This is a genomic window from Pseudomonas sp. 67(2021) (genome assembly GCF_017491835.1).
Lineage (GTDB): Bacteria > Pseudomonadota > Gammaproteobacteria > Pseudomonadales > Pseudomonadaceae > Aquipseudomonas > Aquipseudomonas atacamensis.
Genome location: NZ_JAFGYL010000017.1, coordinates 1 through 15563, shown reverse-complemented (window position 1 = coordinate 15563; position 15563 = coordinate 1). Strand labels below are relative to the sequence as shown.

At 61.6% G+C, this 15563-nt stretch carries 10 protein-coding genes; 8 read left to right on the top strand and 2 right to left on the bottom strand.

Features of this window, described 5'->3' with window-relative positions; genetic code table 11:
* Window positions 1–39: 39 nt before the first annotated feature.
* Window positions 40–639 (bottom strand): CoA pyrophosphatase, encoded by a 600-nt coding sequence (locus J5M66_RS19680; RefSeq protein ID WP_016771547.1) that lies wholly within the window; start codon window positions 637–639, stop codon window positions 40–42.
* A gap of 147 nt (window positions 640–786) precedes the next feature.
* Here J5M66_RS19680 and J5M66_RS19675 point away from each other — a divergent pair, with 147 nt between their 5' ends.
* The 8 genes from J5M66_RS19675 (at window position 787) to J5M66_RS19640 (ending at window position 15217) form a co-directional block, all read left to right on the top strand.
* The gene (locus J5M66_RS19675; protein WP_016771548.1) at window positions 787–1338 is read left to right on the top strand and encodes an NUDIX hydrolase; all 552 of its coding nucleotides are present in this window, start codon (window positions 787–789) and stop codon (window positions 1336–1338) included.
* Between the two features lie 76 nt (window positions 1339–1414).
* Window positions 1415–1930, top strand: a complete 516-nt coding sequence (locus J5M66_RS19670) for a L,D-transpeptidase family protein (RefSeq protein ID WP_016771549.1) — start codon at window positions 1415–1417, stop codon at window positions 1928–1930.
* Window positions 1931–2212: 282 nt separating this feature from the next.
* Window positions 2213–2944, top strand: coding sequence for a GntR family transcriptional regulator (locus J5M66_RS19665; RefSeq protein WP_016771550.1), 732 nt, complete (start codon window positions 2213–2215; stop codon window positions 2942–2944).
* A 29-nt stretch (window positions 2945–2973) separates the two neighbouring features.
* Window positions 2974–4080 carry an N-acetylglucosamine-6-phosphate deacetylase gene (gene nagA, locus J5M66_RS19660; RefSeq protein WP_016771551.1) on the top strand — a complete coding sequence of 369 codons (1107 nt, stop codon included), beginning with the start codon at window positions 2974–2976 and terminating at the stop codon, window positions 4078–4080.
* Window positions 4061–5083, top strand: coding sequence for an SIS domain-containing protein (locus tag J5M66_RS19655; RefSeq protein WP_207809058.1), 1023 nt, complete (start codon window positions 4061–4063; stop codon window positions 5081–5083). Before nagA ends, J5M66_RS19655 begins: the two co-directional genes overlap by 20 nt.
* 34 nt (window positions 5084–5117) lie before the next feature.
* Window positions 5118–7631, top strand: coding sequence for a phosphoenolpyruvate--protein phosphotransferase (ptsP, locus tag J5M66_RS19650; protein ID WP_207809060.1), 2514 nt, complete (start codon window positions 5118–5120; stop codon window positions 7629–7631).
* Between the two features lie 23 nt (window positions 7632–7654).
* Entirely contained in the window at window positions 7655–9370 is a 1716-nt protein-coding gene (gene nagE, locus J5M66_RS19645; RefSeq protein WP_130900367.1) for an N-acetylglucosamine-specific PTS transporter subunit IIBC, read from the top strand.
* 129 nt (window positions 9371–9499) lie between these two features.
* On the top strand, window positions 9500–15217 hold the full coding sequence (locus J5M66_RS19640; protein WP_207809063.1) for a membrane-targeted effector domain-containing toxin: 5718 nt from the start codon (window positions 9500–9502) through the stop codon (window positions 15215–15217).
* Between the two features lie 63 nt (window positions 15218–15280).
* On the opposite strand, the gene J5M66_RS19635 is transcribed toward J5M66_RS19640, so the two are convergent.
* A partial coding sequence (locus J5M66_RS19635; RefSeq protein ID WP_207817497.1) for a DUF6124 family protein occupies window positions 15281–15563 on the bottom strand: 283 nt, incomplete at its 5' end.

Genomic DNA, 15563 nt, shown 5'->3' with positions numbered 1-15563 from the left:
CTTGTTTTCCTCAGGGCTCACGGCCGTTCGAACGACGGCTCAGGTATCGATAAAGCTTTTCGGCGGTCGGTGCAGGCTGATTTTGGCGTCATAGAGCAGGTTGATCAACTCGACGATCATGATCGCCGTCAGTCCCCAGATCTTGTACTCGCCGAAGCGATAGCTCGGCACGTACCAACTGCGGCCCTGATAATCGATGCGATGGGTATGCTCACGCGGGTCCTTGCGGAAGAATTCCAGCGGCACGCTGAAGACGGCGGCGATCTCGGCATCATTGGGCTGGTATTCGACAAAGTCGGGAATCACGCCGACATACGGCGTTACCTTGATGCCGTGCAGGGAGATCAGTGGACTGAGCGGGCCGATGACTTCGACCAGACCTGGCGGCAGGCCGATTTCTTCTTCGGCTTCGCGCAGCGCGGTGAATATGAGGTCCGGATCTTCCGGGTCGCGGCGCCCTCCGGGGAAGGCAACTTCGCCGCCATGGGTCGAAAGCCCGCTGGCGCGCAGGGTCAGGACCAGTTCCGGTTCGTCACTGCGGGTGATCGGCACCAGCACGGCGGCTTCGGGGAAACGTGCGTCGGTCTCCAGCGTACGCGGTGTGTGGTTGCTTACCCTATGCAGTAGCTCGTCCAGCATGAGTGTTCTCGATCGGTGCCTTGCTCCGCATCATGCACCAATCAAAGCGAGCGCCCAAGCCCCCGAAACCCGTCGTGTCGCGAAACGACAACTTGCCGACCGGCCCCGCTGCACGCCAAGATAGGCGCAGCATTCAGGAACCCGAGCATGAAATTTTGCAGCCACTGCGGTAACCCGGTCACCCAGCGCATTCCCGAAGGCGACTCGCGGCTGCGATTTGTCTGCGACAGCTGTCAGACCATTCACTACCAGAACCCCAATATCGTCGCCGGGTGCGTACCGACCTGGGGGACGAAAGTGCTGCTCTGCCGCCGCGCCATCGAGCCCCGTCTCGGTTACTGGACGCTACCTGCCGGCTTCATGGAAAACGGCGAGACCATCGAGCAGGCCGCCATCCGCGAAACCGCCGAAGAAGCCTGCGCCCGGGTGCGCAACCTGAGCATCTACACGCTGATCGACGTGCCGCATATCAGCCAGGTGCATGTGTTCTTCCGCGCCGAACTGGCCGATCTGCAATACGCGGCCGGGCCGGAAAGCCTTGAAGTGCAGCTGTTCGAAGAAGCCGACATTCCCTGGGACGAGCTGGCTTTCCGCACGGTCGGGCGCACGCTGGAATGTTTCTTTGCCGATCGGCGCAGCGAGGTTTACCCGGTGCGTTCGGAGTCGATTCCGCCACTGGTGCAGCCGGCGATCACTTGAGCTTCGCGGCACCCTGCCGATAACCACACCTGCATCTATCACTATGTGTCTGCGTCATTCTTGGGGAATCGTTTCAATGCGTTGGTTGCTTGCCCTGTTGTGCCTGTCGTTCGTCAGCGTTTCGCAAGCGTCATTCGTGACCACCGTGACGCCCTCGAACACTCCGCTGATCGAAAAAGTCCTGGTACTGAAATCGGCCCACCAACTGCAGTTGATTGCCGACGGCAAGCCGCTGAAGACCTATCGCATCTCCTTGGGCAAGGGTGCAAAGAAAGGCCCGAAACTGATCGAGGGCGACAAACGCACACCCGAAGGTTTCTATTGGATCGACTGGCGCAAGACCAGCGAGAAATTCAACCTGTCGATGCACATCTCCTACCCGAACATCAGCGATGCCGCCCGCGCACGCCGTGAAGGTGTCGAGCCCGGCGGGATGATCATGATCCACGGCACCCCGGATTCAGCAGACAATCCGGAGCAGTTATTCCACACCCTCGACTGGACCGACGGCTGCATCGCCATGCGCAACGTCGACATGCGTGAAGTGTGGAATCTGGTACCGGACGGCACGATGATCGAGATTCGTCCGTAACCTCGACCGCTGGTCACCGCAAAAAAAATAAATCAAAAGATCGCAGCCTGCGACGGCGCCTACAGGGGTGATACCACTCTCAACTGTAGAAGCTGTCGCAGGCTGCGATCTTTTGCTTTTTATGGGCCACCACTAATACCACTTTAAACAGTGACCCCTGACAACCGCCAATCCATTGGGCCAGACGCCAGTTCATCGCGTTGACATGGTATTCAAGTGGTATTAGCTTCCGTCGCACAAGCGAGCCACAACAATCCTATACTCGCGACGGAAACGACCTACATGAACGACCTTCAAACCCTACGTCCCGATGACTCCCAGCCGACGCCGCTGTACTTGCAACTGGCGCGCAATCTGGAAGCGGCGATTCATGCCGGGCAGTGGAAGGCCGAACAGGCGATGCCGTCCGAGCGCAACCTCAGCGACCAGCTCGGCATCTCCCGAGTCACCGCACGCAAGGCGCTGGAAGTCTTGCTCGAGCAAGGCCTGATCCGCCGCCTGCAAGGCTCGGGCACGTTCATCACCCCACGGCTGGAACAACCGCTGTCGCGTCTGTCCGGCTTCAGCGAAATGCTGCGCCTGAAAGGTTTCGTACCGAGTTCGAAATGGCTGGAGCGGGAAATCACCCTGCCGACCCACGAAGAACTGATCCGCCTCGGCCTGTCGCCGAACGACAAGGTGGCGCGCATGAAGCGCCTGCGCAAAGCCGATGACACGGTCATGGCGATCGAGATGAGCACCCTGCCCGCCTCAATCATGCCCAGGCCGCAAGCGGTGGGCGATTCGCTTTACGAATACCTCGACGGCATCGGCAAACCGATCGTCCGCGCCCTTCAGCACATCCAGGCAATCAACGCCTCGGACGAATTCGCCGCGCTGGTCGGCATCGCCCCCGGCACCGCCATGCTGCTGATGACCCGGGTCGGCTATCTGGAAGACAACACGCCGATCGAAGTCACCGACACCTATTGCCGCAACGACTACTACGACTTTGTTGCAGAGCTTCGCCGCTGATCAGCAGCAAGCCAAACGAGAGAAGCGAAATGTCCGAAGACAACATCCTCACCGCCAGCGGCTGGGTTCGCGGCCGGCTGATTCACGAACACGGCAAGGTCGTGTCGATCGAAGGCGTGCCCTGCGATCCGGCGGCTAACGATCTGCCCTATCTGCTGCCGGGTTTCATCGACCTGCATGTGCATGGCGGCGGCGGCAAAGACATCATGGAAGGCGCCGAAGCCTTCGAAACCATCAGCAGAACCCACGTGCGTTTCGGCACCACTTCGCTGTTGGCCACGACAATGACTGCGCCGAGTGCGGAGATCTCAAATGTCCTGAAAGAGGTAGGACAATTCTGCGAACAGCGTCCGAAAGGCGCCGCGCGAGTGCTTGGCGTACACCTTGAAGGCCCTTACATCAACCCGGGAAAACTCGGCGCTCAACCGAACTTCGCCCACACCGCGTTGATGGCCGAAGTCGAAGAGTATCTGGCGCTGGCGCCGATCCGCGTCATCACCATCGCCCCGGAAATCGCTGGCCACGATGCGTTGATTCGCGAGCTGAGCAGCCGTGGCATCCGCATGCAGATCGGCCACACCCTCGGCAGCTACGAGGAAGGCGTCGCCGCGCTGGCTGCCGGTGCCAGCAGTTTCACCCACCTCTACAACGCCATGAGCCCGCTGCATCACCGCGAGCCGGGCATCGTCGGCGCAGCACTGGCCCACGCCAAATACGCCGAGCTGATTCCCGATCTGCTGCACGTACACCCCGGCGCCATTCGCGTGGCCCTGCGTTCGATCCCGTGCCTGTATTGCGTCACCGATTCGACCGCCGCCGCCGGCATGCCCGACGGTGAATACAAGCTTGGCAGCCACACCGTGACCAAATGCCTGGGCGGCGTGCGCCTGCCCGACGGCACGCTGGCCGGCAGCACCCTGACCATGGATCAGGCCCTGCGCAATCTGGTCAAGATCGGTTTGCCGGTCGCCGAAGCCTCGCAGCGTCTGTCGCAATTTCCCGCCGACTACCTTGGCATCACCGAACGCGGGCGCCTTGCCCCCGGCGCCTGGGCCGACTGCGTGCGGCTCGATCGCTCACTCACACTGACCGCCGTCATGGTCGAAGGAGAAGACATTGACTTCAAAAATGCTTGAGGAGGCGCTGTCCTCGTTCGAGGCCGTGCAAGCCCAACTGCAACAGCTTGACGCGCCGATGATCGAGATCGCCGGGCGCCTGCGCCGTCAGCCGCCGCAAGTGGCGATGACCGTCGCCCGTGGCAGCTCCGACCACGCGGCGAGCTACTTCGCCTACCTGACCATGCAGCAACTGGGCGTGCCGGTGGCCTCGTTGCCGATGTCGGTGGTGACCATGCAGCAGGCGCCGCTGAAAGTCAGCGGTCAGGTCGCCTTTGCGTTTTCGCAGTCGGGGCAGAGCCCGGATCTGGTCAACAGCCTGCGTCTGTTGCGCAAGCGTGGCGCGCTGAGCGTGTCGATGGTCAACGCTGCCGATTCGCCACTGGAGGCGGCTTGTGAATTCAGCCTGCCGCTGCTCGCCGGCACGGAAAGCAGTGTCGCTGCGACCAAAAGCTTTATCGCCACCCTCAGCGCCAGCGCGCGTTTGATCGCGCACTGGAAAGAGGACCGCGAACTGCTGCAAGCCCACAATGCGCTGCCAGAAGGCCTGCGCGAAGCGGCGAAACAGGACTGGAGCGTGGCCATCGAAGCCCTGCGCGATTGCGAGCGCCTGATGGTGATCGGCCGTGGCGCCGGTTTCGCCATTGCTCAGGAAGCGGCGCTGAAGTTCAAGGAAACCTCGGCGATTCAGGCCGAAGCGTTCAGCAGTGCCGAAGTCCGTCACGGCCCGATGGCGCTGATCGACGAACACTATCCGCTGCTGGTTTTCGCCCCACGCGGCGCCGAGCAGGCCGGCCTGCTGAGCCTGGCGGCGGAAATGCGCCAGCGCGGCGCCCGGGTCTTGCTCGCCGCGCCGGATGACGTCAGCGAACGCGACCTGACCCTGACTCGCGCCGAACACCCGGCCCTCGATCCGATTCTGGCGATCCAGAGCTTTTACGTGATGGCCGCAGGCCTGGCCGTGGCGCGGGGCATGGACCCGGATCAGCCGCGCCATTTGAGCAAAGTGACCCGCACGCATTAAGTCCGACTGACTGCACACCTGATGAGACCCAGCCATGCCCGACAACAATAAAGAGCTGACCCTCAGCGCCCCGCTCAGCGGCCCGGTGCTGACGCTCGCCAACGTCCCGGACGCGGTGTTCGCCAGTGGCGCGATGGGCGACGGCATCGCCATCGACCCGCTCAACGACACGCTGTATTCGCCCTGCACCGGCGTGGTCACCCACGTTGCGCGCAGCAGCCACGCGGTGACCGTGCGCGCCGACAACGGTGCGGAAATCCTCCTGCACTTGGGCCTCGACACCGTTGAACTGAACGGCGAAGGTTTCGCCATGCTGGTCAAGGAAAGCGATCGCGTCAGCCTTGGCCAGCCGCTGCTGCGCTATGACCTGGACAAGGTCGGTCAGCACTGCAAAAGCCTGGTCAGCCTGTTGATCCTGACCAACAGCGCGGATTTTCAGGTGCGGCCGATCACCCTCAAAGCGGTGAAAGTCGGCGAGCCGTTGCTGCACATCATCGCGCGCAATGTGGTGGCGGCGAATACCGATATAAGCGCTGGGCCAGAGGTTCGTGGTCAAGTGCAGGTTGCTCATCGCGGCGGCTTGCATGCGCGCCCCGCTGCGCTGATCCGCCAGACCGCCCAGGGTTTCAGCAGCCACTCACAGCTGCACTTCAAGGGCAAATCGGCGCCGTGCAACAGTCTGATCGGTCTGATGGGCCTGGCGATTGGTGAGCAGGATGAAGTGCAGGTCAGTTGTCAGGGGCCGGACGCCGATGCCGCATTGCAAGCTCTGCTCAGCGCATTGGCCACGGCGCTGCCGGACGATCATCACGGGCAAGCGCCGACCACCACCGCCGCGCTGAAACGTCCGGCCGAGGCTGGGGTGTTGCATGGTGTTTGCGCCGCGCCAGGGCTGGTCGCCGGGCCGTTGTTTCGCTTGAACGCGATCACCTTGCCGGCGGATACGGGCCATCACGATCCAGTGCAACAGCAGCAGACGCTTGAAACGGCATTGAACGCGGTGCGCAGCGAAATCGCCGCCACCCTCGCCCAGGCGAAAAAGCACAAGAACGCCGACGAAGAAGCGATCTTCGCTGCACACATGGCGCTGCTCGAAGACCCGGCCCTGCTCGACGCCGCGCAGCAATTCATCGCACAAGGCACCGCTGCGACGCACGCCTGGAGTCAGTCGATCGACACCCAGTGCGACATGCTCCAAGGCACCGGCAGTCCGCTGCTGGCCGAACGTGCCAACGATTTGCGCGACCTCAAGCAACGCGTGCTGCGCGCCCTGCTTGGCGAGGCCTGGCAATATCAGGTTCCGGCCGGCGCCATTGTTGCCGCTCACGAACTGACGCCATCGGATCTGCTGCAACTCAGCGCGCAAGGTGTCGCCGGGTTGTGCATTGCCGAGGGCGGCGCGACCTCGCACGTAGCGATTCTGGCGCGCGGCAAAGGTCTGCCGTGCATCGTCGCTTTGGGCGCGCAATTGCTTGAGCAGCCGCAAGATCAGGCCGTGGTGCTCGACGCTGACGACGGGCGCCTCGAATTGACGCCAAACGCCGAGCGCCTGAGCGAAGTGCAACAGGCACAAATCGAGCGCCAGCAGCGCCGCGACAGCCAACAGGCCAAAGCCCATTTGCCCGCTGAAACGCGCAATGGCGTGCACATCGAAGTGGTCGCCAATGTCGCCTCAAGCAACGAAGCGGCAGACGCATTTGCCAACGGTGCTGATGGTGTAGGCCTGTTGCGCACCGAGTTTCTCTTCGTCGATCGCCAGACGGCACCGGACGTCGAAGAACAGCGCAGCGCCTATCAAGCGGTGATCGATGCCATGGGCGACAAGTCAGTGATCATCCGCACCATCGACGTCGGCGGCGACAAGCAACTCGACTACCTGCCGCTGCCCGCCGAGGCCAACCCAGTGCTCGGTCTGCGCGGCATTCGTCTGGCCCAGGCGCGCCCGGAAATTCTCGATCAGCAACTGCGCGCGCTGTTGCAGGTCAAGCCGTTGTCGCGTTGCCGGATTCTGTTGCCGATGGTCACCGAGGTCGACGAACTGCTGCACATCCGCCAGCGCGTCGATGCCTTGCGCCTTGAGCTGGGCATTACCGAGCGCCCGGAGATCGGCGTGATGATCGAAGTCCCCGCCGCCGCGCTGCAAGCCGAACAACTGGCCGAACACGCCGACTTTCTCTCGATCGGCACCAACGATCTGTCGCAATACACCCTGGCCATGGACCGCGACCACGCCGGGCTGGCGGCGCGGGTCGATGCCCTGCACCCGGCATTGCTGCGCCTGATCGCCATGACCTGCGAAGGCGCGGCGTTGCACAAGCGCTGGGTCGGTGTCTGCGGCGCCCTCGCCTCCGACCCGCTGGCCACGCCGGTGCTGGTGGGTCTGGGCGTCACCGAACTGTCGGTGAGCCCGGTGCAGATCGGTGAAATCAAGGACCGCGTACGTCAGTTGCATGAAGCCGAATGTCAGCGCCTGAGCCGCGACTTGCTCAAGCTGTCCAGCGCCGCCGCCGTTCGCCACGCCTGTCAACAACATTGGCCTCTGCGCTAACAAAAACAAAAAGGACAAACGCCATGTACCAACTCTTCATCGAAGGCCTGCAACGCCTGGGCCGCGCGCTGATGCTGCCGATCGCGATCCTGCCGATTGCCGGCCTGCTGCTGCGCCTGGGCGACACGGACCTGTTGAACATCGCGATCATTCACGATGCCGGACAAGTGATCTTCGCCAACCTGGCGATGATCTTTGCCATCGGCATCGCCGTCGGTTTCGCCAAGGACAACAACGGCACCGCCGGCCTCGCCGGAGTGATCGGTTATCTGGTGATGATCTCCACGCTCAAGGTGCTCGACTCGACCATCAACATGGGCATGCTCGCCGGGATCGTCAGCGGCCTGATGGCCGGTGCGCTGTACAACCGCTTCAAGGACATCAAGCTGCCGGAGTATCTGGCGTTCTTCGGTGGCCGGCGTTTTGTGCCGATCGTCACCGGGTTCGCGGCGGTGGGTCTGGGCGTGCTGTTCGGCTATATCTGGCCGCCGATCCAGCAGGGCATCAACGCGTTCGGCGCGCTGATGATGGAAAGCGGCAGCCTCGGCGCCTTCGTCTTCGGCGTGTTCAACCGCCTGCTGATCGTCACCGGCCTGCACCACATCCTCAACAACATGGCGTGGTTCGTCTTCGGCAACTTCACCGACCCGACCACGGGCGCCTTGGTGACCGGCGATCTGTCGCGGTATTTTGCCGGCGATCCGAAGGGCGGCCAGTTCATGACCGGCATGTTCCCGATGATGATCTTCGGCCTGCCCGCCGCGTGCCTGGCGATGTACCGCAACGCTTTGCCGGAGCGGCGCAAGGTGATGGGCGGGATCTTCCTGTCGATGGCGCTGACCTCGTTTCTCACCGGTGTGACCGAGCCGATCGAATTCGCCTTCATGTTTCTCGCGCCGCTGCTGTTCCTCCTGCACGCGCTGCTGACCGGGCTGTCGATGGCGATCACCAACGGCTTGAACATTCATCTGGGCTTCACCTTTTCCGGTGGTTTCATCGACATGATTCTCGGCTGGGGCAAGTCGACCAATGGCTGGCTGGTGGTGCCGGTCGGGCTGGCTTATGCGGTCATCTATTACCTGGTCTTCGACTTCTGTATCCGCCGCTTCAATCTGAAGACGCCGGGGCGCGAAGACGTCGCCAGCGCCGAAAAAACCGTGCTCTCGGAAACCGAACGCGCCAGTGCGTATATCAAAGCCTTGGGCGGCGCCGAGAATCTGCTCACCGTCGGTGCGTGCACGACCCGACTGCGCCTAGAGATGGTCGACCGCAACAAGGCTTCGGATGCCGAGCTGAAAGCGTTGGGCGCGATGGCGGTGGTGCGCCCGGGCAAGGGCGGCAGTTTGCAGGTCGTGGTCGGGCCGTTGGCTGACAGCATCGCCGATGAGATTCGCTTGGCCATGCCTGCGCTGGGCCGAACTGCGTTGGAGGAAACCGCAGTGGTTGCTGATGAGCCGAAGACCGTTGCGCTTACCCGCAACGAGGCGCAGCAATGGCTGGATGCACTGGGCGGTCGCGACAATGTGCTGCAACTCGATTGCATCGCCATGACCCGCATTCGCCTGCAACTGGCCGATGCCAAGGCATTGTCCGATGCGCAGCTCAAAGCGCTCGGCTGCCTGGGTGTCAGCCAGTTGGACGGCGGCGTCTGGCATTTGCTGGTGGGGGACAAGGCCGCGAGTTTGAGCGGGGCGATCGAGACATTGCTGAGTCGCGGGGAGGTCAGCGCGCAGGTTTGATCTGCGCGGGTAACGGGAGGGCTGGAGCGGGCGGGGAAAATCCGGCTCGCGCACGATATATGGATACCACCCTCCTCCACGCCCCGCTCGCCATGCTGGCCCTTCATCCCCAGCATGGAAATCGTGCCTATGAGCACCCCCAACGCACCCACACCCGATGAGATCAAAAACGATCTCAACCAGATCGGCCGTCTGCTCTTCAACACCGAAACCCCGCTGCTGCCCGAGCACAAACCGAGCACCGAGCAGGCCCATCTCAAACGCCTCGAAGAGCAGCTGAAAACCTATCGCGACAGCTACCTGCAACGCAGCCGCACGCTCTATCAGGCGCTGGCAACCAGCGACCTGCAAAGCGAGGCAGGCAAGCAACTGATCGCCACGCTGAAGGTGCGCCTCAGCACGCAACTGATCAACATGGATCTGCGTGACCAGATCGACGGCAAACCGGCGAAAACCTTCCTTAAATACGACGCCGGTTTCACCGCGCTCGAGTACGAGGCGCAACAAGCCGTCAAGGATCGCCTGTTGCACCCGCAGGCTGGTGAACTGATGAAGAAACTGGCGCTGGGCCCGCTCTTGCGTCCGGCCATGTATGCGTTGCAGTTCACTTATCAGCAAACCACCGTCGAGCTCGCCGGGGCCTTTGTCGTTACGCAAAACGACACCCCGAAAGTCAGCGATCTGCTGACCGACCAGAGCGCGGGTTTCGTCGTGTTGTTCACACCCGCCAGGGGCCTGGAGCTGTTCAATTCCCTGGCTGATCTCGACGCCCATCTGCTCGAGACCATGAAGCACAGCATCAGCCGTGACGAGTTGATGCAGCTGCTGCCCAGCCGCTACCACGAGATCGGTACAGCAGGAATCTGGCCATTGCAGCTGACGCCCATCGACAGCCAACCGCTGTTCGAACACATCTACGATGCCTTGATCGAAAAACGCACCCTGGATATCGAATATGCACTGAGTTTCGCCGCTAACCCGCAGCAGGATCCCGCTCGCTTGATCGCCGAGCTGGAGCGCGCCATCGGCGCTGCGCTGCCGGATCTCACTCCGCGTCTGGCCCTTCAGGCACAAACGCTGTTCGAACGGCACCTGCGCAACAGCGCCCCGGACTGGTACCGCAGCGCCGACGCCGCCAAGCGGGCCGAACTGGCCTTGCACCTGGGCAACTACAATCAGGCCCGGCAAAACCTGCTTGACCTGATGGGCCCCGCGGTCAGTCTGATGGCCGTGGCCCGCCAGCAATGGCTGGAGCGTCTGAGTGATGATCTGCAAATCGACGATCTGCAACCGGACAACCTGCAAATCACCACCGACCGGCGGGTACCGGGATACGGCGTATATGTGCACAAGCGCAACCTGCTTGAGCTGACCCTGCGCGGCCCGCACACCGGCGATGAGTTGCCAGGCTCGGAGTTTCTCAGCCACACCCGCCTGACTTACAACGACCTGCCGCTAGCCGACGAGTATGCGGACGTGACGCCCGCCTGGGTGATCAAGCAGGCACTGGAGCTGGAACCGCGCGTCGACTTCGCACGTTTGCAAACGCAGATGCAGGCAAGCTCCGCAATCAAACCTGCCATTGAGCAAATGCTCGATCAGCGCATCGTCGCGCTCGCCCATACCGCAGCGCTGCAAGGGCACCTGCTCGACAGCGACCTGCAAATGATCCAGCGCCTGCGCAGCGGCAGCGATTCACAGTTGCGCGCCGCCACGCTGTGCTTGCACGGTGCGCAACTCCAAGACCTTTGGGTGCTGCGTCAGAACGATCAGACCGGTGCGCTCAAACGCGTTCTGCTATGCACGCCACAAGCCCCACGCGATCGACAGTTCGAGGCCTTTGACAGTGAGCGCGAATGTCAGGCCCATGTGTTGTCGTGGGCCAAGCAGAGTGACGCCGCCCAAACCATGGCCGGTTACCTGGTCAGCCGCGCACCGATGCGCTTTCGTCCTGCTCTGCGCAAAGTCTTGTCGGGGCTGAGCTTCAAACCAGAAGCAGCGGAGCACCAGAAGGTGACTTTCGATCACCTCGGCAACCATCTCGATTGCCTCAAAGCGATGGCTGAACACATGCTTGCCACACGCATCGATGATTACGATTTCAGCACCCCGGTATGGTATCGCTCGACCACTGCGGCCAATCGCCGACAACTGACGACGCTGAGCGACGACGCCGAGGGCGCACTGCTCGCATTCAATCAACATCCGCTGTCGGGCGGGCGTTTCCAGACATTTGACGCCTACGTGCACGAGCAAGCGAAGCTCAGCCTGAACCGCTTGCTCAAACGTGCGGCCAATGACGTCGATCCTGACACCGTCTGGGCCTACTCGCCAAAATCGATCGTGCCCTCATGGACACCAAAGCCGTTGACCTATACCCGGCTGTATCGCGACGGCTATGCCGACGGCGTGGGTTTTCTCGAGCAGAAATTCTCACGCTCGGCGCGCTTCAGAGGTCCGCAAGGCATCGATATCAGCAGCCTGACCGCGCAGAATGTCGCGCGCTCGGTCACAGGGGTGTGGATCGGCCAACGCTATACCGACAAAGTCAAAAAGGAGCTGCAGAATTCCCAGAGCGAAGGCTACGCGTTCCGCCGCAACGCGACGCTGGCGATCACTCAGCGCCAGATGCAAAGCGCCGCGCTGGAATGCCAGCTGCAAGGACATATCGCCAGCAGCGACCTGCAATGGCTCCAGCAAAGCATCACCAGCATGGATCAAACGTCGGGGCAGACGCGGACGAAGTACCCGATCCACCGGTTGATGATCGACGGCGAATGGGTGATCGATACCTGGCTGTTCAGCCATGGCAGTAATCCGGTTCTGCTGTATACGCCGGACGCGCCGGACGGCGTGCGTTTTCGTGAAGCGCGCCTGTTCAATTATCTGCTGCTGCAATCGGGCATGGTCGAGTACTTCACATCGCGCGTGGGTATCAGCGCCCAGACCCGGGTCCGCACGCACCTGGACAACATCCGCAAGAAGCTGCCCAAAGACCTCAACAAAACCACCCCCAGCCCCGCCCGCTACGACTCGATGCGACCGGCCGACGCCGTCAGCGACCTGCTCACCGCGCTCTATGACATGAAGCTGCAACGGCGGATCGACAACGTCCACGCGACCACCACCAGTCGTACCGAAATGATCGCCGGCCTGATCTGGACGAGCGTTGAGTGGGTCGCGGCCATCGCCACCGCGCCCTTCCCGCTGTTGAGCCTGAGCACCGGCCTGTTGCTGGCCTTCAAGGACGCGATGCTCGCCCTGCATGCCTATCGTCAGGGCAACAACAACGAAGCGTTCCGGCACTTGCTTGGTTATCTGTTCAACAGTGCCGGCGCGGTGGTGACGGATCTGCGTCCGGCGCTACGGTCACTCAAGCCCGTCCGGCGCCCGTTGCGTCAGGCTGTCGCCACTGCCGGCGATGAGCAACAGAGTGCTCTGGCATTGGTCGATCAAATGGCCACTGAACCCGTCTGGGACGATATGCAGGCGGTCGCTTTTAGAGGACAGTCGTATTACGCCAGTAACAACCCGGACGCGCTGGGCCGTTATTTGCTCTACCGCCCGGATCCGAATGGCTCCGGACTGCTTTCGACCGGCATTCTGACCGTACGCAATTCCGACGGGGTGATGGTGCGCAGCGGCCTGTCCGGCGGTGCACCGAAATACGAAGCTGTGCCCGATACACCCGGTCCGCACAAAGATTATGGAGTCGCGATCGACTACCGCGAGCGCGTCGAAACGTTGCTGGTGCCGCAATCGCGCGAGGCATTGCTGCAACTGAGCGATATGGGTATCCCGCGGCAGACCATCATGGCCCGGGTGGTCGATGAGTTGAGCGAGGTACGCACAGCCTATCTGGAACAGGTCGAAAAACTCACCAAAGACGCCACGCGCCATTTTGCCCGGCTCGCACCGCTGCCCGCCCGTGCCGAAGTGCCGGCGGTTGCCGCCAATACCTCATTCGCACAGTTGATCGGCAGCGATGCATTCGCCGCGAAGAACCTGGTGATCGGTGCACAACCTGGTTCGATCGCCAGCAAACAGTTATTGATCGAGCATCTCGACGTCCTCGTGGCGAACGGCTACAAGCATCTCTTTCTCGAATACCTGCCGGGTGACGTGTTTCATCTCAAACTGGAAAAGCTCAACAGGAACGGCTCCTGGTTTCATATCAACAAACACCTGAAGGCGCTCGACAAAGCCATGGGGTATGCGCCGGACGCAGCTTTTTCTTACCTGGCGCTGGTGCGCAGGGCCCGGGAAAAAGGCATGAGCATCCATGCGCTAGACGGCTCGGCCAGCTATAAACTCGAAGGGATCATGGTGATGTCCGAGGTCTCGCCGCTGACTCCGCGAAACAACTCCATCAGAAACTTCTATTCGCACAAGGCGCTTGCCAGCGATGTGGCCGAAATTGGCGAAGAGCGCTGGATTGCCCTGACCGAACAGTCGCGCATGACCACGTTCGACAACACGCCGGGCCTGGCCGACCTGCACGAGGCCGTAGCCATACGTGTTGAAGACATCGACCTGTACCAACCGGCACGCATAAGCAGGGATACACCCGGCGCCATCGCCGGCGATGCGACTGCGCAAGGTGATTTCCTGGTACAGATGCCGAGCACCTACAAGGCACCTCTACCCGTCTCCAGGCCGCCCGCCGCAGCTAGCGCCGTTGATCACTTCAGCGATTTCGATGTGGCTTTGCCGCTGCGTGACGATATTGCTGAAATGTTGCATAAGCCCTACTCCATGGACTCGAATTACACCCCGACGATCTCCAGTGAAAGAACGGCCTACGAGGCTTTCATCGCCCAGCGCAAGCGCCTGGAAAAAACCGCCAGAGACGCCTTCACCGACTACGTCCCTCCCGATGCGCCGATCCTGCCGGTGCTCACCTCCGATTGCACATTCGAGGCTTTTCTGCGGCAGCTGGCCGACGGACGCTTGAATCTGCTGATCGGCGAAGCCCATGCCGATGTGGCGAGCAAAGCGCTGCTGAAAAAGCACATGAAAGCGCTCAAGAAAGCAGGCTATGACACGTTGTATGTCGAGCACCTGTTCACCGATCTGCACCAGGCCGATCTCGACATTTTTTTGCGAACCCAACGTATGCCGCACAGGCTGAAGGCGTACCTGCATCGTCAGGACCGAGGGCACATGATGGCTTACGGTGGGAGCGATACCTACACGGAGCTCTACCAGGCAGCAGCCAAATACAACATCCGCATCAGAGCGATCGATTGCACAGCGTCCTACCACCTCAAGGGCCTGCATGACAAAGCAGTCTCGCGAAACGAGATGTTCAGCTATTTTGCAACCCAAGTGATCGAGGCTGATCAACTGGCCAACGGCCCGCATAAATGGGTGGCCCTCATCGGCAGTGCGCACACCAATTACAACCTCGGCGTGCCAGGTCTGGCCGATACACTTTCAGCCGTCAGCCTGCACGTGCGCGACACCGCCCCCGAGCTGGCCAGGGATATTCATCGCGGTACATGGGAATTTGTCAGCGGCCAGCACGAGGCCAACGTGAGGGCCTTGAGCAGCGACTTTGTGATGGAGGTGGCCGTCCCCGGAACGAAAAAGCCTGCTGCGCCTCCGTCTGTCAGTCGCAGCAGACTGACTCGACAGGGCCAATTCCTGATCGAAAATGCAGATACCCGCAAAGCCAGTGTGGTGCATAGATCCAGGTCCGGCGAGATCGTTGAGACGCCAATTCAGATCAATGACAAAGGTCTGTTCTTCATTGATCGCTGGGGGAAAAAAGATCAGAGCTTCAAATACCTGCGAACCTTGGTCGACATGCTTGTAACGGACGTCAAGCTGACACAGGTGACGTGACATCCACGCGATTGCACGTCGTGGAAAACCACCGGGCTTGACGGCCCGGTGGTTTTTTTACGCCTACGGATCAACCCGATCCAGCGCACGGTTCACCGCCAGCTCAGCGAGCATGATGATCTGCTGAATCGCCAGCGCCGTATTGCGCTGCGGTCGCCCCAACTGATCGGCGAAATCACTGGCCAGAGTGTTGGCTGAAGCGAGGGATTCACAGGCATGGGCGAGCAGGGTTTCGGTGTCGACGTCGGGCTGGATCAGAAACAGGGTGCCGGGCGGGCGCGCCTTGCTCGGCTGTGGGCACAGGTAAAAATCCAGAGCGCGCTTGATCGCTTCGCGGTTTTTCGCG

Bases quoted from the DNA above. Each gene is read 5' to 3' on its own strand.
- J5M66_RS19640 (WP_207809063.1), top strand. From the start codon at position 9,500: ATGAGCACCCCCAACGCACCCACACCCGATGAGATCAAAAACGATCTC.
- J5M66_RS19675 (WP_016771548.1), top strand. From the start codon at position 787: ATGAAATTTTGCAGCCACTGCGGTAACCCGGTCACCCAGCGCATTCCC.
- J5M66_RS19680 (WP_016771547.1), bottom strand. From the start codon at position 639: ATGCTGGACGAGCTACTGCATAGGGTAAGCAACCACACACCGCGTACG.
- J5M66_RS19665 (WP_016771550.1), top strand. From the start codon at position 2,213: ATGAACGACCTTCAAACCCTACGTCCCGATGACTCCCAGCCGACGCCG.
- nagE (WP_130900367.1), top strand. From the start codon at position 7,655: ATGTACCAACTCTTCATCGAAGGCCTGCAACGCCTGGGCCGCGCGCTG.
- ptsP (WP_207809060.1), top strand. From the start codon at position 5,118: ATGCCCGACAACAATAAAGAGCTGACCCTCAGCGCCCCGCTCAGCGGC.
- nagA (WP_016771551.1), top strand. From the start codon at position 2,974: ATGTCCGAAGACAACATCCTCACCGCCAGCGGCTGGGTTCGCGGCCGG.
- J5M66_RS19670 (WP_016771549.1), top strand. From the start codon at position 1,415: ATGCGTTGGTTGCTTGCCCTGTTGTGCCTGTCGTTCGTCAGCGTTTCG.